General features: G+C 67.5%; 16 protein-coding genes. 9 read left to right on the top strand and 7 right to left on the bottom strand.

Annotation, left to right across the window (positions count from 1 at the left end):
- Positions 1–14: 14 nt before the first annotated feature.
- The gene (pgi, locus tag D4766_RS01695) at positions 15–1,538 is read right to left on the bottom strand and encodes a glucose-6-phosphate isomerase (RefSeq protein WP_120715894.1); all 1,524 of its coding nucleotides are present in this window, start codon (positions 1,536–1,538) and stop codon (positions 15–17) included.
- Between the two features lie 156 nt (positions 1,539–1,694).
- Between pgi and lepB the strand changes: the two genes are divergently transcribed.
- Genes lepB through D4766_RS01715 form a run of 4 tightly spaced genes read left to right on the top strand, consistent with a single transcriptional unit; the run spans position 1,695 to position 5,039 of the window.
- A complete protein-coding gene (gene lepB / locus D4766_RS01700) occupies positions 1,695–2,528 on the top strand; it encodes a signal peptidase I (protein WP_120715895.1) in 834 nt (277 codons plus the stop codon).
- Between the two features lie 5 nt (positions 2,529–2,533).
- Positions 2,534–3,199 carry a ribonuclease III gene (rnc, locus tag D4766_RS01705; RefSeq protein WP_120717989.1) on the top strand — a complete coding sequence of 222 codons (666 nt, stop codon included), beginning with the start codon at positions 2,534–2,536 and terminating at the stop codon, positions 3,197–3,199.
- Positions 3,196–4,089, top strand: a complete 894-nt coding sequence (gene era, locus D4766_RS01710; RefSeq protein WP_120715896.1) for a GTPase Era — start codon at positions 3,196–3,198, stop codon at positions 4,087–4,089. Before rnc ends, era begins: the two co-directional genes overlap by 4 nt.
- Entirely contained in the window at positions 4,077–5,039 is a 963-nt protein-coding gene (locus D4766_RS01715; RefSeq protein ID WP_120715897.1) for a helix-turn-helix domain-containing protein, read from the top strand. The genes era and D4766_RS01715 overlap by 13 nt, the downstream gene beginning before the upstream one ends.
- On the opposite strand, the gene D4766_RS01720 is transcribed toward D4766_RS01715, so the two are convergent.
- From D4766_RS01720 to plsY, 5 genes are all read right to left on the bottom strand, one after another.
- A complete protein-coding gene (locus D4766_RS01720) occupies positions 5,036–6,436 on the bottom strand; it encodes an MFS transporter (protein ID WP_234024853.1) in 1,401 nt (466 codons plus the stop codon). The two genes, D4766_RS01715 and D4766_RS01720, sit on opposite strands and share 4 nt — an antisense overlap.
- A gap of 99 nt (positions 6,437–6,535) precedes the next feature.
- Positions 6,536–6,718 carry a hypothetical protein gene (locus D4766_RS01725; RefSeq protein ID WP_120715899.1) on the bottom strand — a complete coding sequence of 61 codons (183 nt, stop codon included), beginning with the start codon at positions 6,716–6,718 and terminating at the stop codon, positions 6,536–6,538.
- Entirely contained in the window at positions 6,718–9,306 is a 2,589-nt protein-coding gene (gene topA, locus D4766_RS01730) for a type I DNA topoisomerase (protein ID WP_120715900.1), read from the bottom strand. Before topA ends, D4766_RS01725 begins: the two co-directional genes overlap by 1 nt.
- A gap of 65 nt (positions 9,307–9,371) precedes the next feature.
- The gene (dprA, locus tag D4766_RS01735; protein WP_120715901.1) at positions 9,372–10,463 is read right to left on the bottom strand and encodes a DNA-processing protein DprA; all 1,092 of its coding nucleotides are present in this window, start codon (positions 10,461–10,463) and stop codon (positions 9,372–9,374) included.
- Positions 10,460–11,044: a glycerol-3-phosphate 1-O-acyltransferase PlsY gene (gene plsY / locus D4766_RS01740; protein WP_234024854.1), complete on the bottom strand. Its 585-nt coding sequence runs from the start codon at positions 11,042–11,044 to the stop codon at positions 10,460–10,462. The genes dprA and plsY overlap by 4 nt, the downstream gene beginning before the upstream one ends.
- Positions 11,045–11,156: 112 nt before the next feature.
- Between plsY and murI the strand changes: the two genes are divergently transcribed.
- The 5 genes from murI (at position 11,157) to D4766_RS01765 (ending at position 16,500) form a co-directional block, all read left to right on the top strand.
- Entirely contained in the window at positions 11,157–11,936 is a 780-nt protein-coding gene (gene murI, locus D4766_RS01745) for a glutamate racemase (RefSeq protein ID WP_120715902.1), read from the top strand.
- Positions 11,937–12,015: 79 nt separating this feature from the next.
- Entirely contained in the window at positions 12,016–13,236 is a 1,221-nt protein-coding gene (gene hemA / locus D4766_RS01750; protein ID WP_120717991.1) for a 5-aminolevulinate synthase, read from the top strand.
- Between the two features lie 184 nt (positions 13,237–13,420).
- Entirely contained in the window at positions 13,421–14,911 is a 1,491-nt protein-coding gene (locus D4766_RS01755; RefSeq protein WP_162935620.1) for a sensor histidine kinase, read from the top strand.
- On the top strand, positions 14,911–15,543 hold the full coding sequence (locus D4766_RS01760) for a response regulator (protein WP_120715904.1): 633 nt from the start codon (positions 14,911–14,913) through the stop codon (positions 15,541–15,543). The genes D4766_RS01755 and D4766_RS01760 overlap by 1 nt, the downstream gene beginning before the upstream one ends.
- A gap of 156 nt (positions 15,544–15,699) precedes the next feature.
- Complete coding sequence (locus D4766_RS01765; protein ID WP_120715905.1) at positions 15,700–16,500, top strand: hypothetical protein; 801 nt, start codon at positions 15,700–15,702, stop codon at positions 16,498–16,500.
- A 94-nt stretch (positions 16,501–16,594) separates the two neighbouring features.
- Here D4766_RS01765 and D4766_RS01770 read toward each other — a convergent pair whose 3' ends face one another.
- The gene (locus tag D4766_RS01770; RefSeq protein ID WP_162935621.1) at positions 16,595–19,132 is read right to left on the bottom strand and encodes a hypothetical protein; all 2,538 of its coding nucleotides are present in this window, start codon (positions 19,130–19,132) and stop codon (positions 16,595–16,597) included.
- Between the last annotated feature and the right edge of the window lie 130 nt (positions 19,133–19,262).

Below are 19,262 nucleotides of genomic sequence, written 5' to 3' on the forward strand. Positions count from 1 at the left end.
CAACCCTAAAAATGTTATGTGGATGCCAACCCCGCCGCCTCCAGCAGCGCCTCGGTGCTCGGGTCGAAATCGCTGTCGCCGCTCTCGATCTTGCGCGCGATGGCCTTGCCCAGTTCGACGCCGAACTGGTCGAACGGGTTGATGCCGGCCAGCACGGCATTCGCGAACGTGCGATGTTCGTGGAAGGCTATCAGCGCGCCCAGCGTGGCGGCGTCGATGTCGTCGACGAGGATCGTCGCGCTCGGCCGGTCGCCGGGATAGTTGCGGGCCGGGTCCTCGCCCTTGGCGCCCTGCATCAGTGCCGCGCCTTGCGCGAAGCAGTTCATCAGCAGGATGCGGTGATGGTCGGGTGTAAGCGCGTCGCCGGGCTCAATGCTCGCGATGAAATCGACCGGGATTTCGACCGTGCCCTGATGGAGGAGCTGGAACACCGCGTGCTGCGCATCGGTGCCCACCCCGCCCCAGGTGACCGGCGCGGTCGGGCCGGAGACGGGCGCGCCGTCCGCCGTCACGCGCTTGCCGTTCGATTCCATCTCGAGCTGCTGGAGGTAGTCGGGAAACAGCGCCAGCCGCTCGTCGTAGGCGAACACGGCGCGGGTCTGGCACCCGCGGACCCCGGTGTAGAAGCGGTCGGCGAAGGCGGCGCGCAAGCAGAGGTTCGCCCGTCCGTCGGTGTCGCGGAAATGCTCGTCCACCGCCCGCGCGCCCGCCAGCATCGCGTCAAACTCCGCCCAGCCCACCGCCAGCGCGACCGGAAAGCCGATGCTGCTCCATAGGGAGTAGCGCCCGCCCACGCTCTCGGGGAAGGGCAGCACGCGGGTTTCGTCCACCCCCCATTCGACCGCCTTGTCCGGGCTGGCGGTCAGCGCGACGACTCGGCCATAGGGATCTGCGACCCCGCCGTCCTTCAACCAGTCGAGCGCGCTCTCGGCGTTGGTCATCGTCTCGATCGTGGTGAAGGTCTTGCTCGCCACCGCGATCATGGTGGTGGCGGGATCGCAGGCTTCGAACGCCGCCTCCAGCGCCAGCCCGTCGATGTTCGAGACAACGTGGACGTCGACCTCGGCATTCTCGCGCGCCAGAGCGTCGATCGCCAGTTTCGGGCCGAGCGCGCTGCCGCCGATGCCGATATGGATGAGGTGCCGCACCTCGCCCAAAGCGCCGCCGTGGATCGCTTCCACCAGCATCGCCATGCGGTGATGCAGGGCGGCCGCTTCCTCGACCGCGAGATCGCTGCCGACGCCGCGCTGCGCGGTGTGTTCGGCGGCGCGGCCTTCGGTAATGTTGACCGCTTTTCCGGCAAGCAGCGCGGCCCGCCTGCCCGCGAAGTCGCGCGCCTCGGCGAAGGTTTCGAAGGCGGCCATGAGGTCGTCCGACAGGTGCGTCTTCGACCAGTCGAACAGCGCCCCGGTCTCGCCCCACTCCAGCCGGGTGGCGAGCTTGCCGACCCGGTCGGCGTCGCGCTCGAAGAGCTCGCCCAGCGTGAGCACCGGGCAGGCCTCGACCGTCTGCCATGCCTGTTCGACCGCGTCGCTCACCGCAAAAATCCTTTCCTACCGGGGTTCCGACCGCCTAGGGAAAGCGCCGATGTTTGCAAGCACCCTCGCCCCTTTGACAGCCGATGCCGCAGCGCTCCTTCCGGCCGCCGCGGCTTTGCTCCCTGGACTGTGTGACATGTGTGACAGGGCCGCCGCATGACGGTGCCCGCCGCACCTCGAAACCCCGGCGGCGAACAGCCCGCGGCCGAAACGGACAAGGAAACGCTCGGCAGCTTCGCGTGGTTCGTGCTGAAGCTGGTGATTGCCGTCGCGATCTTCCGCAGCTTCTTCTTCACGCCCTTCACCATCCCCAGCGAATCGATGCTGCCCGGCCTGATGAACGGGGACTATCTCGTCGCGCAAAAGTGGCCCTATGGCTATTCGCGCTGGTCCCTGCCATTCGCGGTGCCGCTGATCCCGGGGAAGATCTTCGCGCACGATCCCGAGCGTGGCGACGTGGTGATCTTCAAGCATCCGGTGGACAAGGTCGACTACATCAAGCGCGCGATCGGCCTGCCGGGCGATACGGTGGCGGTCCGCGATGGTCAGGTCATCCTCAACGGCCAGCCGGTCAGGCGCGAGCGTATCGCCGATTTCGCTCTGCCCATGAGCGCCAACACCGGCTGCACCTGGGGCGGCAAGGTCGTGCCGGCGCGCGGCGGCCAGGCCTGCGTCTATGCCCGCTTCCGCGAGACGCTGCCGTCGGGACGCAGTTTCGAAACGCTCGATTTCGGGCGCACGCCGCAGGACGATTTCGGCCCGGTCGTCGTGCCGGAAGGTTCGGTGTTCATGATGGGCGACAACCGCGACAACTCCTCCGACAGCCGTTTCCCTGCAATTCCCGGCCAGGGCATCGGCATGGTGCCGGAAGAGCTGCTGGTCGGCCGCGCCGCCGCGGTGCTGTGGTCGACCGACGGATCGGCGAGCTGGATCAACCCGGTCAGCTGGTTCACCGCCGCGCGGTGGGACCGGGTGGGCGACGGGCTGTGACCGCCCTGCTCGAACCCGCCACGCGCAAGTGGCTGGCCGACAGCGGCTTCACCGTGCGCGACGAAGGGATGTGGCGCGCCGCGCTGACCCACGGCAGCACCGGCGATGCCGAAAACTACGAACGGCTGGAATGGCTGGGCGACCGCGTGCTCGGCCTCTCGATTTCCGAATGGCTGTTCCACGACAGCGGCCAGGCCGAAGGGCACCTCGCCCAGCGCCTCAACGCGCTCGTCAGCCGCGATACCTGCGCCTGCTGCGCGCGCGAGATCGGGGTGCCGGACCACGTTCGCCTGGGCAAGCAGGCGCGCGACGACGGCGCGGCCGACAGCGACAACGTGCTGGGCGACGTGATGGAGGCACTGCTCGGCGCGAACTTCCTCGACGCCGGGTTCGACGCAACGCGCGACCTCGTCCGCCTGCTCTGGGCAGACGCGGTCGACGGTCGCCGCGGCCGGTCGAAGCATCCCAAGTCCGCGTTGCAGGAATGGGCTGCGGGCAACCGGCGCAAGGCCCCCGAATACGACCTCGTCGATCGGTCGGGCCCCGACCACAACGCCAGCTTCACCGTCCGCGTGCGGGTGCACAACGTGGGCGAGGTCGAGGGCAAGGCATCGAGCAAGCAGGCCGCCGAAACCGCCGCGGCCAAGGCATTCATGGAGCGATACGGATGACCACTCGCTGCGGCTTCGTCGCCGTCATCGGCGCGCCCAATGCGGGCAAGTCGACCCTCGTCAACGCGCTCGTCGGCCAGAAGGTCGCGATCGTCAGCGCCAAGGCGCAGACCACCCGCGCGCGCCTGATGGGTATCGCGCTGGAAGGCGAGGCCCAGATGGTGCTGGTCGATACCCCTGGCATTTTCGAGCCCCGCCGGCGGCTCGACCGCGCGATGGTCGGCGCCGCATGGGAGGGGGCCGAGGCTGCCGACGCGGTGCTGCTGGTGGTCGATCCGGTCAAGCAGCGCCGGCGTGAGCTCGAACCGCTGCTGGAATCGCTGGCGAACCGGCCGGAGCGCAAGATCCTCGTCCTCAACAAGGTCGACGTCGCGAAGAAGGAACCGCTCCTCGCGCTCGCGCAGGACCTCGGCACCAAGGTCGATTTCGCCGAGGTGTTCTTCGTCTCCGCGCTGACCGGAGACGGCGTGCCCGAAATGAAGGCGGCGCTGGCCGCGATGATGCCCGAGGGCGAGTGGGTCTATCCCGAAGACCAGGTGTCCGACGCCAGCGAGCGCCTGCTCGCCTGCGAGATCACCCGCGAACAGCTCTACCGGCAGTTGCACGAGGAACTCCCCTACGACAGCGCGGTGCGGCCCGAGAAGTATGTCGAGCGCAAGGACGGCAGTGTCGAGATCCACCAGCAGATCGTCGTCACCCGCGACAACCAGCGCGCGATCGTACTGGGCAAGGGCGGCAGCCGCATCAAGGAAATCGGCTCCGCCGCCCGCGCGGAACTGAGCGAACTGCTCGGCCGCAAGGTCCACCTGTTCCTCCACGTCAAGACCGAGGAGAACTGGGCCGAAAGCCGCGAGATCTATGAGGAGATCGGGCTCGAATGGGTGCGGTAACCCGCAAGCTCATCGAATCCGGCTCTCACGTCCCCGGGGTCGATCCGGCAACCTTCCAACTCCCGTTCGATACCGCGCTTCGCTACGAACGGGCGGGCGAGGAATTGCAACCTTACGTCGCCGACTATCACGTGCTCGATTCGATCCGGCCGCCCGGCTGGGTTTCGTCGGAGATCATGCTGCCGGGCGGCCCGGCGATCCGGTTCATACTCGAGGATCACGACTTCGATCTGGCGATCGGTTCCGGGCCGCACGGACCTCTGCCGAAGGCATCGCTCTACGGCTCCCTGAGCCGAAGCGCTAAAATGCGCGTCGGCCCGGGAGGTGTGACGATCGGTGTCTCGCTGACGCCGCTGGGGCTCGCCAGGATTGCCGGAACGGACGCCGACCGCCTGCGCGACACGGTGGTCCCGCTGGAATCGGTGATCGATCCCGCACTGGTTGGAAGCATTCAGAACGATCTCAAGGCCAGCGATCGGGGGCCCGGCGTAAAGGCCGTTCTCGATGCGCATCTTCGCGTTATTTTCGTCCGCTCGCATCCCCACGACGATGCCATCCAGCGCATCTCGGCGGTCATCGCGAAACCCGGCGTATCCTCGGTCGCGGAAGCGCGCGAATTGTCCGGTATGTCGAAGAGACAGTTCGAGCGCCTGACCAAACGGTATTTCGGCTTTCCCCCCAAACTGCTGCTGCGCCGCGCTCGCCTGCTCCGGTCGATCATCGCACTGAAGATGGCGGGCGAACCGTACGACATGCGCGTGCTCGAGGACGAATACTTCGACCACTCCCACTTCACCCGGGACTCCCACCGGTTTCTCGGGATGTCGCCCTTGCGGTTCCTGCGAACGCCGTCGCCGTATCGCGATGCGGCGCTGCGGGCGCGATCGATCGTCCTCGGATCGGCCGTAGCGGCGCTCGACGCTACGGTCGAATCGAAGACGGCGGCCTAGCGCACTAAATCGTGATGGCGGCGCGCGCGCACCAACGTCGCGCCGGTCGCCCTGAACCGCACCGCGCTGGTCACGAGCGCGACGGCGGCGAGTGCGGCCGCGACGAGCGCCGGGGTTGGACCGAGGCCGAGGCCCATCGCCAGCACCAGACCGACGAGCGCCGCCCCGGTCGACTGGCCGAACAGCCGTGCGGTCGACAGCAGGCCGCCCGCCGCCGCGGAACGATCCTTCGGTGCCTCACCGATCATCAGCCGCGAGTTGGGGGCGAGGAACAGCCCGAACCCGAGCGCCGACAGCGACAAGCGCCAGCCGATCTGGAACGCGTCGGCATCGGCAGGCATGAAGGCGGCGAACGCCAGCCCGACCATCGCTATGGCCATGCCCGCCACGCCCATCACCGACGGCGAAATCCTGTCCGACAACCATCCGGCCGCCGGCGCCACGAACAGCATCGTCAGCGGATAGGGCATGAGGAGAAGGCCCGCTTCTTCGGGGGAGTAGCCCATCCCCTGCTGCAGCTTGAACGGCAGCGCCACGATCAGCATCGCCGACCCGACGAAGGCCGCGACCGCGGCGATCACCGAGAACCCGATCGCGGGCTGTGCCATGAGGTCCACCGGCATGACGGGGCGCTCCACCTTTCGCTCGCGCAGGTAGAGCAGCCATGCCGCGGCGCAACCGGCCGCGAATGCCGCGCCCCCGAGGGCCGGACTGTCGTGGGTCGCCACCGCGAGACCGCCGATCAGCAGCAGCACCGTCACCGCGCTGCCGACCGCGCCGCCCCAGTCGATGACGCCCGTGCGCGGTTCCGGCTCGGGCAGCGACCGCCCGAGCGCCAGCGAGACGAGTGCGAGCGGCGCGGCCACCACGAACACCCAGTGCCAGTCGAACCGTTCGGTGATGAACCCGCCCAGAGTCGGTGCGATCGCATACGACGTCGCCACGATCACGCTGTTGATGCCGAGCCCGCTGCCGAGGGTTTTCGACGGATAGATCGTGCGCAGCATCGCGGCCGATACCGACAGCGCGATGCCGGCCCCGATGGCCTGCCCCGCCCTCACCAGCAGCAGTTCCCAGAAGCTCGTCACGAAGAACGCCGCCGCCGAGGCGAGGCAGAACAACACCTGTCCGATCTGGTAAAGCGTTCGGTGACCGATCCGATCGCCGATCGTCGCGAACGGCAACAGGACCATCACCATCGCCAGCTGGTAGACCGTGATCACGTTCGTCGAGGCGCCGCTGCTGACGCCGAGGTCGCGTGCGATCGTCGGCAGGGCAACGTTGGCGATCGCCCCGTCGACCACGAACAGCGCGGTGCCGAAGCTGATCGCCACGATCGCCCAGATGCGGCGCGGCATCGGAAGCCCGTCGAAATCCGCATCGGACGCAAATGCCACGTCGTCCGTCGTATGCATCTCGGCCGATCCGGTTTCGCTTCGCACCTGCAACATGCAGCGGGAACCGGTGCAGCGGTGAAAAGGTCCCGCCGCTGCCTCCTAGCGTTTCTTGGCGATCTCGATCCCGTTCTTCTTGGCGAAGTCCTTGGTCGATTCCTCGCTGCGATTGAGCGCCTTGGCGATCTCCTTCAGGCCCTTCCCCTTGCCCGCCAGCGTACGCAGCGTGCCGGCTTCATCGGCCTTCCACGGCTGCTTGTGGCGCTCGAAATGTTCCTTCGCCATCAATCCTTCGCCTTCGCCTTGGCCGGTGCCTTTTTCGCCGGTGCCATTTTCGCCGGCGCCTTCTTGGCGGCAACCTTCTTCGGGGCGGCCTTCTTGGCAGGAGCCTTGCGTCCCTTCTTCTTGGCCGGGCCCTTGGCGGCGCGGGCGTCGATCAGCTCGATCGCCTGCGCTTCGGTCAGATCCTCGGGCTTGGCATCCTTGGGCAGCGTCGCGTTGGTCGTGCCGTCGGTCACGTAGGGGCCATAGCGGCCCGCCATCACCTTCATCTCGCCGCCGCTGGTGGGGTGCGCGCCCAGCACCTTGATCGGCTCGGCCTTGGCCCGCCCACCCGCGCCGCGGTTTGCGCCCTGCGCGAGAAGGTCGACCGCGCGGTTCATGCCGACCTCGAACACCTCGCGGGTCGATTGCAGCTTGCCGTATTTTCCGTCGTGGCGAAGGTACGGGCCGTAGCGCCCGATCGCCGCCTCGATCTCCTTGCCCGTCTCGGGATGCGTCCCGACGATCCGGGGAAGGCTGAGCAGCTTCAGCGCCCATTCCAGATCGAAATCGTCGAGGTCCTTGGGGATCGAGGCGCGCTTGGCCTCCTTGCCCTCGCCCAGCTGGACGTAGGGTCCGAACCGGCCGGTCTTGCGTTCGACTTCGAGACCCGTCTCGGGGTCCTTGCCCATCGCCCCGTCGTTCTCCGCCGCTTCCGCGCCGCCGGGTGCGGCGAACTGGCGGGTGTACTTGCAGTCGGGATAGTTGGAGCAGGCGATGAACGCACCGAACTTGCCCCCGCGCAGGGCCAGCCGACCGCCGCTGCGCCCTTCGGCGATGCAGGTCTGGCATTCGCGCGGATCGTGCCCGTCGGCCCGCGGCGGGAAGAGGTAGTCGGACAGGTATTCGTCGAGCACCTCGGTCACTTCCGAGGGCTTGCGCTCCATCACGTCCTCGGTCTTCGGCTTGAAGTCCTGCCAGAACTGGCGGAGCAGCTTCTTCCAGTCTTCCTTCCCGTCAGAGACGACGTCGAGCTCGTCCTCCATCCCGGCGGTGAAATCGTAGGCGACGTAGCGTTCGAAGAACCGTTCGAGGAACGCCGTCAGCAGCCGCCCGCTTTCCTCGGCGAAGAAGCGGTTCTTCTCCATCCGGACATACTCGCGGTCGCGCAGCGTCTGGATCGTCGAGGCGTAGGTCGAGGGTCGGCCGATCCCCAGTTCCTCCAGCCGCTTGACCAGCGATGCTTCGGAGAACCGCGGTGGCGGCTGGGTGAAGTGCTGGTTCGCGTCGACGCCCGTCTTGGCCGGGCTGTCGCCCTTGCGCATCAGGGGGAGCAGGTTCTCGTCGTCATCCTCGCCCTTCTGGTCGAAGGATTCCTCGTACACCGCCAGGAAGCCGGGGAACTTCACGACCTGTCCGGTCGCGCGCAGCTCGTGCCGGCCGGTGGGGTTGCGCAGCGTCACGGTCGTCCGCTCGAGGTTGGCGGCGGCCATCTGGCTCGCCATCGCGCGCTTGAAGATGAGGTCGTAGAGCTTCGCCTCGTCGCCCGCCCCTGCCCGGTCACGGCCAAAGTCGGTCGGGCGGATCGCTTCGTGGGCTTCCTGCGCGTTCTTGGCCTTGCTCTGGTACATGCGCGGACTGTCGGGCAGGTAATGCCCGCTGAACCGGTCGCTGATCGCCTTGCGGCAGGCCGAGATCGCGCTGCCGTCCATCTGCACGCCATCGGTCCGCATGTAGGTGATCGCGCCCTGCTCGTAGAGCGTCTGCGCCAGCCGCATCGTGTGGCTGGCCGAATAGCCGAGCTTGCGCGCCGCCTCCTGCTGCAGGGTCGAGGTGGTGAACGGCGGCGCGGGGTTGCGCTTGAGCGGACGGGTCTCGACCTCCTCGACCGTGAAGCGCGCATCCTCGACCGCCTTCCTGGCAGCGTTGGCTGTGCCTTCGTCGCCGATGCTGAGGCGTTCGAGCTTCTCGCCGTCGTAGGTGACCAGCCGCGCATCGAACGCGGTGCCGTCGTGCTGCATGTGTGCGACGACAGACCAGTATTCCTGCGCGGTGAACGCCTCGATCTCGCGTTCACGCTCGACGATCAGACGCAGCGCGACCGACTGCACGCGGCCCGCGCTCTTGGCACCCGGCAGGCGCCGCCACAACACCGGCGACAGCGTGAAGCCGTAGAGGTAGTCGAGCGCGCGGCGGGCGAGATAGGCGTCGATCAGCGGCTGGTCGAGTTCGCGCGGCCGCGCCATCGCCTCGGTGACCGCGTTCTTGGTGATCGCGTTGAAGGTCACCCGCTGGACGTCGCCGGGCAGCGCCTTCTTCTTCGCGAGCAGATCCCGCACGTGCCACGAGATCGCCTCGCCTTCTCGATCGGGGTCGGTCGCGAGGATCAGGCGGTCCGCCTTCTTCGCGAGGTCGGCGATGTCCTTCACCCGGCCGGTCTTGTCGCGGTAGACCTCCCAGTCCATTGCGAAGTCCTCGTCCGGGCGGACGCTGCCGTCCTTGGGCGGCAGGTCGCGGACATGGCCGTAGCTGGCCAGGACCTTGAAGTCCGAGCCCAGGTATTTCTCGATGGTTTTCGCCTTGGCGGGCGATTCGACGATGACGAGTTGCATGAGAGAGGTGATCGATCCTTACGCGTATACGTGTACGCGAGGGTGGCGGCGGCATTCGGCGCTCGTCAAGCGGCGAGCGACACGCGGCCCCCTGCATGGCGAACAAGCCGGCCGGCGATCTCCAGTTCCAGCAGAGCAAGCTGGACGGAAGCGGGCGGCTCGCCCGACTGGCGGATGAGTTCGTCGACCGGCACCGGCGCGGTCGTTAGCAGGCCGGCGACGTCGGCGGGCTCCGCATCCGCCAGTTCGTCGGTCTCGAAGACGTAGGCCTGCGCCGCCTCGCGGAAGGTCGAGCGCGGCTTCCCGTCGAAGCCCGACAGCAACTCGATGACATCGTCCGGCGCCTGAACGAGGACCGCCCCGTCGCGGATCAGCTGGTTGCACCCCGTGGCGCGGCCTTCGAGGGGGCTGCCGGGTATCGCCATGACCTCGCGCCCCGCTTCGGCGGCGAGCCGCGCGGTGATGAGCGATCCGGACTTGGGTGCGGCCTCGACCACCAGCGTGCCGCTGGCGAGCCCCGCGATAATGCGGTTGCGGCTGGGGAAATGACTGCCGCGCGGCTCGGTCCCGGGCGGCTGTTCCGCGACCAGCAGGCCTTCTTCGGCGATCCGGTCCTGCAACGCCCGGTGCTGCGGCGGATAGGCGATGTCGATGCCGCTCGCGATCACCCCGATCGTGGCGGGCAGCGAGCCATCGTGCGCCGCGCCGTCGATCCCACGGGCGAGGCCCGATACCACGGTGAAGCCCGCCTCCGCCAGCGCTCCCCCGAATTCGCGCGCGAGCTTCACGGCGGCAGCGCTGGCGTTGCGCGCGCCCACCATCGCGACACAAGGCCGCGCCGCGAGCGCGACCGACCCACGCACCGTCAGGATAGGCGGCGCGCTCTCTATTTCGGCCAGGAGCGGCGGATAATCGGGCTGGTCGTGGAACAGGTACTTGGCCCGCGCCCGGCGGACCTGCGAGATTTCCTCGGCGATGCGCTCGGCCGGCGCGGCGCTGTAGGCACGGCCCCCGCGGCGGGCGAGATTCGGCAGCGCCTCGATCGCGGCCTCCGCCGTGCCGAACCGGCGCAGGAGCTGGCGGTAGCTGACCGGCCCGATGTTGGGCGACCGCAGCAGCCGGATGCGTGCGAACGCTTCTACCTGCGACAGGGTCACTTCGCGCCGATCCGCGGTTCTTCCCCGCGCATCAGGCGGCCGATGTTGGCGCGGTGCTGGAACCACACGACGATCGCCACCGCGATCAGCGCGGGGACGAGATCGGCCCGGTCCAGCGCCCAGACCACGACCGGCGCAAAGGTGACCGCCGTCAGCGAGGCGACCGAAGACATCCGGCTGGCGAACACTGTCGCGGCCCAGATCGCCGCGCAGATCAGGAACGAGGGCCAATGCAGCGCCAGCAGCACGCCTGCCGCGGTGGCGAAGCCCTTGCCGCCCTTGAACCGCAGCCAGATGGGGAAGCAGTGGCCGACGATCGCCGCGACCGCCGCCACGCCTTCGGTCCCCGGCCACAGCGCGGCGGCCAGCAGCACCGCCGCCACGCCCTTGCCCGCGTCGAGCAGCACGGTGGCTGCGGCCAACCCCTTGCGCCCCGTACGCAGCACGTTGGTCGCCCCGATGCTGCCCGACCCGATCTGCCGGACGTCGCCCGCCCCGAACGCCCGCGTCAGGATCAGGCCGAAGGGGATCGAGCCGAGCAGGTAGCCGGCGATGGCCGCGATGATGAAATCTGTCTGCAACCCCGGTCCCCACTTGGGCCGCGCTTGTGGAAGCGCCGCCTTTTCATCTAGCGCACCGGTTACGCCGAAACGAAGCCCGCCGACAAGCGCGGGCGAACGGGATTGATCTGACTTGGACGCTTCCGCCCCCATCCTCCTGTTCGATTCGGGCGTCGGCGGCCTCACCGTGCTGACCCGGCTGCGCGAGGTGTTGCCCGGCGCGCCGGTGATCTACGCCGCCGACACCGCCGGCCTGCCCTACGGCGAGAAAACCGAGGCCGAGATCGCCGCCCGTGTCGCCGGCCTGCTCGGCGTGCTCACCGAGCGATACAAACCGCGGCTCGCCTGCATCGCCTGCAACACCGCCAGCACGATCGCGCTCGGCATGGTGCGCGACGTGCTCGCCATCCCGATCGTCGGGACGGTCCCGGCGATCAAGCCCGCTGCGGCGATGACACGCACCGGCACGATCGGGCTGCTGGGGACCGGGGCGACCATCCGGCAAGCCTACGTCGACAACCTCGAGGCCGAGTTCGCCGCCGACAAGCGCCTCGTCCGTCATGCCGCGCCGGGTCTCGTGACGGCAGCCGAAGCAAAGCTGCGCGGAGAGCGGGTCGATCCCGCGGCGATCTCGGCCGCGGTCGCGGGCCTCGTCGAGCGAGCCGGGCCCGACCTCGACACCGTCGTGCTCGCCTGCACCCATTTTCCGCTCCTCGCGGACGAATTGACGAAGGCATTCGGCCCCGGCGTACGGTTCGTCGACGGCGCCGCCGGGATCGCCCGGCGGGTCGCGCACCTGGTTGCAGGACAGCCGTTGGAACGTTCCCGCCCGGACTTCGCGGTCTTCACCGGCCCGGTGCCGGCCGCCGAATGCCTGGCGCCCTACGGCCTCGATCACACCGAGCGGATTTAGTCGCGAACGATTCGCAAAGATCGCGGTGGCAAAATTGCGCTGCCCGGCGTACGGCGCAGCCGCGATGACGGACAGAGCGATGAACTACGACCTCGTTTTCGACCAGGCGATCGACCGCCTCCATGCCGAGGGGCGCTACCGCGTCTTCATCGACATCCTGCGCAACAAGGGCGCGTTCCCCAACGCGCGCTGCTTCGCGGGGCACAACGGGCCCAAGCCGGTCACCGTGTGGTGTTCGAACGATTATCTCGCCATGGGCCAGCACCCCAAGGTGATCGAGGCGATGGAAGCGGCGCTGCACGATGTCGGCGCGGGCAGCGGCGGCACACGCAACATCGGCGGCAACACGCACTACCACATCCAGCTCGAGGAAGAGCTCGCCGACCTCCACAGCAAGGAAGCGGCGCTGATCTTCACCAGCGGGTACGTCTCGAACGATGCCACGCTGTCGACGCTGGCCAAGCTTCTACCGGGCTGCGTGATTTTTTCCGACGAACTCAACCACGCCAGCATGATTGCCGGCATCCGCAATTCGGGCGCCGAAAAGCGCGTGTTCCGCCACAACGACATAGCGCATCTCGAAGAACTGCTCGCTGCCGAAGACCCGGCCGTGCCCAAGCTGATCGCGTTCGAAAGCGTCTATTCGATGGACGGCGACGTCGCCCCGATTCACGCGATCTGCGACCTTGCCGACAAGTACAATGCGCTGACCTACATCGACGAGGTCCACGCGGTCGGCATGTACGGCAAGCGCGGCGGGGGCATTTCCGAACGCGATGACGCGGCGCAGCGGATCGACATCATCGAAGGGACGCTGGGCAAGGCGTTCGGCGTGATGGGCGGCTACATCGCCGCCGACCGGAAGATCGTCGATTGCATCCGCAGCTATGCGCCGGGCTTCATCTTCACCACCTCGCTCAGCCCGGTGCTGGTCGCGGGCGTCCTCGCCTCGGTCCGCCACCTCAAGCAGTCGAGCGAGGAGCGCGATGGTCAGCAGGCCGCCGCCGCCCGCCTCAAGGTGATGTTCGCCGAAGCCGGTTTGCCGGTGATGGCCAGCACCACCCACATCGTCCCGCTGATGGTCGGCGACCCGGTGCGTGCGAAGAAGATCAGCGACATCCTGCTCGCCGAATACGGCGTGTATGTTCAGCCGATCAATTTCCCGACCGTGCCGCGCGGAACCGAGCGCCTGCGCTTCACCCCCGGCCCCTCGCACGACGAAGGCATGATGCGCGACCTGACCCAGGCACTGGTCGAGATCTGGGACCGTCTGGAACTCGAGTTCCGCAAGGCCGCCTGACGGCTGATCGCCGCCCGACAGCACACATGGCGGCATGATCCAGCGCTTCTTCGAACATCGGTCCGGCCGGGTGATCGCGCTGTGCCGGCTCGTCCTCGCGGTCGTCTTCTTTCTCGCGTTGTGGATCGATCCGGCCCAGCCCGTGCGCTCGGCGGAACTCGGATACGCCCTGCTCGGGAGCTACGTGGCGTTCGCGCTCGTCCTCTTCGCGCTCGCATTCACGAACTGGTGGTGGGATTATCGGCTGGCCTGGCCTTCGCTGGTGCTCGACGTGGTTGCCTTCCTGGCCGCGGTTTATTTTACCGAGGGCGTGAACGACGACTTCACGAGCCCTTTCCTCGCCTTCTTCGCCTACCTGATGCTGGTGACGACGATCCGCTGGAACTGGCGGGTCACGGCGGCGACCGGGATAGCGGTGACGGCGTTGTACCTGCTCGTCGGGCTCGGACTGGCAGGAGCCGAGATCGAGTTCGACAACCTGCGCTTCGGACGGCGTATCTCGTACATGCTGGTCCTCACGCTTATTCTGATATGGTTCGGCTTGCAGCGGCGCGAACAGAATGTCGGTCGATTCATCTATGGCGGAGAGGGCTCGCACGAGACGCAGCCACCGCTCGAGGAATCGCTCGGGTATGCCATCGAACAAACCGGTGCGCAGAGCGGAGCGATCGCGTGGATCGATCGCGAAGAGCCCCACGTGCTTGTCCGCACCACGGGCGTGGTGACGCCGATTTCCGGCGATGCCGCCACGGACCTGGCCCCGGACACGGCCACCGGCGACCGCATACGCCTGGTCTCTGCCGACCGGCGGCGGTCCTTGCGCGCGAGCCGTCGGGGCCGCCCGGTCGCGTCCGAGCGGGACAACCGCGAGTTTTTGGCGGACCGGCTCGGCATGGGGACATTCGTCGCGATACCTTTCGAGACGCCCGCCGGTCGCGGCGAGTTGCTGATGTCCGGCATACCGGGCGTTTGCGTGGATCATGTTCAGATAGGCGGTCTGATCGCTCGGGAAGTCGAAGGTGCCTTCCACCGGCACGCATCGTTGCAACTGGCGCAGGAAACCGCGCTCGCCCGCACGCGGGATGCGCTGGCCCGGGACCTGCACGACAGCGTCGCCCAGTCTCTCGCGGGCGCCGCGCTCCGGCTGGAAGGCCTTCGCAAGTGGATCGCAGCCGGCCACGATCCGGAACCCGAGATCGCCCAGATAAAGGACGCGCTTCGGTCGGAACAGGTCCAGGTGCGGGACCTGATCGAGCGCTTGCGGGACCCCCTTCCCGCCATGCCGCCCCAGCAAGTCGACCTGTGCCAGGCGACGGGTTCGCTCGCCGACGAACTGGCAGTGAGCTGGAACGTCGTGATCGATTGCCGGTGCGAGGAACCCGTCAGTGTCGATGGCGACCTTGCCCACGGCATGATGCAGATGCTGCGGGAGGCGGTGGCCAATGCCGTGCGACACGGCGGGGCGGGCACCCTTGCGGTGGCGCTCGCGGCCGCGCACAACGCCCTCGTGATGACGATCGACGACGACGGAACCGGCTTCGCAGCGGATGCGGGCAGCGATGCACCGCGGTCCATACGCGAACGCACGTCGCGACTGGGCGGAACGCTCACGATGCGCAGCGGACCGGCTGGCACCCACCTGCGTATCGAGGTACCATTGGCGGAGAGAGTATGATGAAGAGTGTCCTGCTCGCGGACGACCATCCATTCATGCGGGCGGGTGTCGAATCAGTGCTCCGCGGTTCGGCCTACGAACTGGTGGCCATGGTGTCCGACGGCGATGCGGCGCTTGCGGAGGTCGCTGCCCGCGATCCCGACATCTGCATCTTCGACGTGCGCATGCCGATCCGCGGCGGTGTCGCCGCGCTGGAGGCCCTGCGCGCCAGGGGCGACCGGCGGCCCGTCGTCCTGCTGACCGGCGAACTCGACGATCGCGCGCTGTATGCAGCGACGCAGGCCGGGGTGAACGGTATCGTGATGAAGAACGGCGCCGAGGACTCGCTGCTCCATTGCCTCGACACGGTCGCTGCGGGCGGACGCTCGATCGATCCCGCGATCATCCAGCGCGCGCTCGATCTGACGCTGTCGGGCGGCGGCGCCGATCCGCTGGCAAGGCTCGCGCCGCGCGAACGCCAGATCTCGGAACTGGTCGCCAAGGGGATGCGCAACCGGGAAATCGCCGAGCGTCTGTCGATGAGCGAGGGAACTGTGAAGGTGTACCTCCACGGCATCTACCAGAAAGTTGGAGTGGAAAACCGCACCGGGCTGGCGCTGCTCGCGCGCGACGCGTTGCCCAAGGATGAGTGAACGCTGCTAACGCGAAACCTATCTTTCGTTAGGATCGGAAACATCCTTAAGTCAGATTTAAGCCCAAGCCTTGTCGGCGTAGAAACACTCATACGCTCGATACCTTTGGAGTCGCGGGGGAGCGTTAATCATTCAGACTAACGCTAGGAAATCCGTATGAAGAAGCTCGCCTTTCTCGCCACCAGTGCGCTGGTCGGCCAGACCCTGATCGCCGCGCCTGCCATGGCGGCGCTCCCCATTCCGAACACCACGACCTTTGACGCGATGCAGGTTGCTTGCGATGCTGCGAAGCCCCGCAATACGAATGGCGTCATTTACACCACCGAACCGTACGTCGCCGCCGCTGTGACGAGCACGATCGAAACCGCCCGGACCACCATCGAGAGCATTCCCGGCGGTATCCTGATCAGCCAGACGCCCTTCGAATTCACCACTGGCTCGGAGCACCGCAACGGCTACAGCACCAACGTGCACGGCAATTTCACCAGCACCGCAGTCTACAGCGGCGGCAAGCTCGTGCAGGAAGTTACCGAGACGACGAACACCCAGTTCACCTTCGGCTGTAACGTCTTGAAGACCACTAACGGCGTGACCGACCTCGCCCCTCCGGGCCAGCAGGTCGATCCTACGCTGATCAAGAACGAGGTCGGCACGACGACGACGCGCACCGAAACGGTCTCGGCGCCCGACGTGACCGTGACCCTCAACGACGAGAAGGTCATCTGCATCTCGCCGAAGAAGAATCCCGGAACCTGGACCTCCCAGAACGGCTACGCCGGCATGTGTGACACTGCGCTGTATCTCAGGGTAGCACAGGGCGGACCGGTTCCCTCCAATTCGGTGCCCGGCGTGTCGCAACTCCTTCCCAACGCGCCCGATCATCAGACGGGCCTGCCGGAAGACCAGCTGTACTATCCGCAGCTTCCGAACGATCCGTCGGACTTCGACGAAATCTGATCGCGACTACCGACGGAACGATGGGCCGGCTCGCATGAGCCGGCCCATTTTCTTTGGCCGTTCGAATGGCGGTGGGCGCCGGACGGCAGGGTTTTCAAAATGCCTTGCGCACGCCGACATTGATGGTGCGTCCGACCGGATCGATCAGGAACGGCTGATAGCGCAGCGGCGTCGCACCGGTTTCGTCGCGCACGCGCTGCCGGGAATCGAACAGGTTCGCCACCTCGACCGAAAGCCGCAGGCTGCGCGCCCAGTCCCGCTCAGGCAGCAGTGTACCGACGTTCGCGAATGTCCGGACGTTCGCGACCAGACGTCCGGGAAACGTGATCAGACCGGGTGCCGCCACCGTGCCGGAACTGAGGACGTTGCGGCCCCGGTACTGCCCGTTGAAGCTCAGCCCCACGCCCCGCCCCGCCACCGCGCCGTTGAACAGCACCGAATGACGGCTCACGCCGCCGCCGTACCCGATCGCGCCGCCCCGCAGGAGGTCGATGACGGGCAATGCCGCGCGGGCCTGGCGCGTGTTCGACAGATTCCAGTCGTGCGTGAGGTCGAAGGTCACGCGGACCCCTCTGCCGGCAAGCGCTCGCGGCTGATCGCTTTCCTCGTCGACGACACCGCTCCCCGCGAATGTCCGGCGGAACCGCAAACCCCAGCGCAGGCTCTCCGAAGCTTCGCGTGCGAATGCAACCGGCCGCGAATCGACCAGCACGAGCGCCCCGGCCGCGTCCCTTACGAACCGGTCGGGAAAGGCCGCCTGCACCGCCGCGCTGACCGGCGGAAGAGCGGCAAAGACGTCGCGGTTGCTGGCGCGCGCATACTCGGCGGTGAAGGCCAGATCGTAGTCGGCGAACGGCCGGACGGTCGCCTGCGCCGAGAACAGCCGCCGGCTCTGGACCGGGAGATCGGGATTCCCGCCGATGATGTTCGGCACGACGACGGACTCGTTGCGGACAAAATCGAACAGCCGCACGTTCTGAAGGACGATGACCGGATCGTTGAGCGCCGATGCGGGGGGCGCAATCTGCTGGCGCTGGTACCCGACCGCGAAGTTCACCACCCGGCCGATGCTGCCATCGAGCCCCGCGTTCCAGTCGGTCAGCGCCCCTCCCCGCCCTGCCGAATGAACGTACGCACCCGCTTGTGCGTTCAGGCCGAAGCCGTCGCGGTTACCGCGGGCGAGGATGGGTGCGGTCAGGTTGGTCCGTGCCCCCACCTCGTCGCGCTCGAACCGGCGGACGCTCTCGACCGATCCTCTCGTTTCGCTGACCGAGCGATCGAAGCGGCCCTGCAGGGTGGCGGCAAGCTGGAGCGGTCCGGCGGGCAGCGAGAGCAACGGACCCGACAACGAAGCCTGGCTCGTCACGCTATCGGCGCGCGATCGCGACCGGCCGGGCTCGAGCGGCACGGCCGCGCGCAGAGCCGCGGTGTCGAAAGGATCGAGGGCGCCGGTGTCGATGGCCAGTTGCAAAGCGGCCGTATCATAACCCCGGTCGTTCGTGCCCTTGGCGTCGCGGTGCAGCAGGCCGGTACGAAAGGTCAGGCCGAAGCGGCCGAGGGTGGTGTTGATCGTCTGCGAAAGATCGAGCGACGAGATCGTCTGGCGCGACGTCAACGCATCGCCGATCAGGAACGCGAGGCCGACGGGCTGGCCGAACGGCGAGTTAGACGATCCCGCCGGCAGGGTCAGAAGCGCCGGTGCCAGACCATTGCGGTTGGCCGTCTCGATCCGGTCGAGCTTCAGGTTGACGAGCATGTTCGTCTTCGGGCTGAATCGCTGCGACAGATTGCCGTTCGCCGAAAGGCTGTCGAACGTCCCGCTCAGGGTGCGAAAGCGCCCGTCGCCGGCGGGATTGGGCCGCCCGGCCGTCGCCGCGAAATCCTGGAGAGACGGGTTCATCCGGCCCGGCGGCAGGCCGGCGACTTCGACGAAGGCACCGGCCAGGGCCGACAATGCCGGATCGATTTCGCTACCCGGCGTCAGGCCGACGACATTTCCGTCCAGCGCATACGGAATGGCCCCGCCGCCCGACACGATGCCGCGCTGGCTTTCGAACAGGGGATCGCGGTGGCTCGCGCGCAGGACGACGCTGCGGCGATTGCCGTTCGCGAGCTTGAGGAAATTCGCTTCGCCCTCCGTCTGGAAGGTATCGCCACGCGTGGCGGCGCCCGCCTTGCCGGACAGCGTCACCTGCGCCAGGTCCGGCTTGACGACAACGTTGACCACCCGCCGCGACGGATCGAGACCGAGCTTCGCCGCGGCGTCGCGCGACAGCACCTGAACCCTCGTGGCGGCTTCGACCGGGAGATCGTTCACGTCGTTCACGCCGTTGGCGCGCTCGCCGTTGATCAGCACGACCGGTCCATCGTCGCCCGTTCGCAGTTCTGCTCCGATCTGCTCGAGCACCTGGCCGATGTTGTCGTAACCGTAGGCGTCGATGTCCGCGCGGTTCAGCTCGTCCTCGACGACAAGATCGAGCTCGAGGGTCTGGCGGTAACCGGTCACCACGATGCTGCCGTCACCCGCGGCTGGCCCCTCCGCCTGCTCGGCCCATACCGGCGCGGCCATCGCGATCGCAACGCCCGCTGCGCCTGCCCGCAAGCCGATCGCGGAAGCCTTCCCCCTTGTCATGGCCGGCATGCCTACATCATCCGGCGGGATCGCGCATCCTAACGAAGGTTACGAACGCAGCGATTTCGGCTTTCGATCTGGCAGCTCGAGGGCCTGCACATTAGCCACCTGTCAACCATTCCCGTTTAGT

Origin of the sequence: Tsuneonella amylolytica (assembly GCF_003626915.1) — a bacterium.
Classification (GTDB): Bacteria; Pseudomonadota; Alphaproteobacteria; order Sphingomonadales; family Sphingomonadaceae; genus Tsuneonella; species Tsuneonella amylolytica.

Bases quoted from the DNA above. Each gene is read 5' to 3' on its own strand.
- D4766_RS01770 (WP_162935621.1), bottom strand. From the start codon at position 19,132: ATGACAAGGGGGAAGGCTTCCGCGATCGGCTTGCGGGCAGGCGCAGCG.
- hemA (WP_120717991.1), top strand. From the start codon at position 12,016: ATGAACTACGACCTCGTTTTCGACCAGGCGATCGACCGCCTCCATGCC.
- D4766_RS01765 (WP_120715905.1), top strand. From the start codon at position 15,700: ATGAAGAAGCTCGCCTTTCTCGCCACCAGTGCGCTGGTCGGCCAGACC.
- era (WP_120715896.1), top strand. From the start codon at position 3,196: ATGACCACTCGCTGCGGCTTCGTCGCCGTCATCGGCGCGCCCAATGCG.
- D4766_RS01725 (WP_120715899.1), bottom strand. From the start codon at position 6,718: ATGGCGAAGGAACATTTCGAGCGCCACAAGCAGCCGTGGAAGGCCGAT.
- topA (WP_120715900.1), bottom strand. From the start codon at position 9,306: ATGCAACTCGTCATCGTCGAATCGCCCGCCAAGGCGAAAACCATCGAG.
- lepB (WP_120715895.1), top strand. From the start codon at position 1,695: ATGACGGTGCCCGCCGCACCTCGAAACCCCGGCGGCGAACAGCCCGCG.
- D4766_RS01715 (WP_120715897.1), top strand. From the start codon at position 4,077: ATGGGTGCGGTAACCCGCAAGCTCATCGAATCCGGCTCTCACGTCCCC.
- D4766_RS01760 (WP_120715904.1), top strand. From the start codon at position 14,911: ATGAAGAGTGTCCTGCTCGCGGACGACCATCCATTCATGCGGGCGGGT.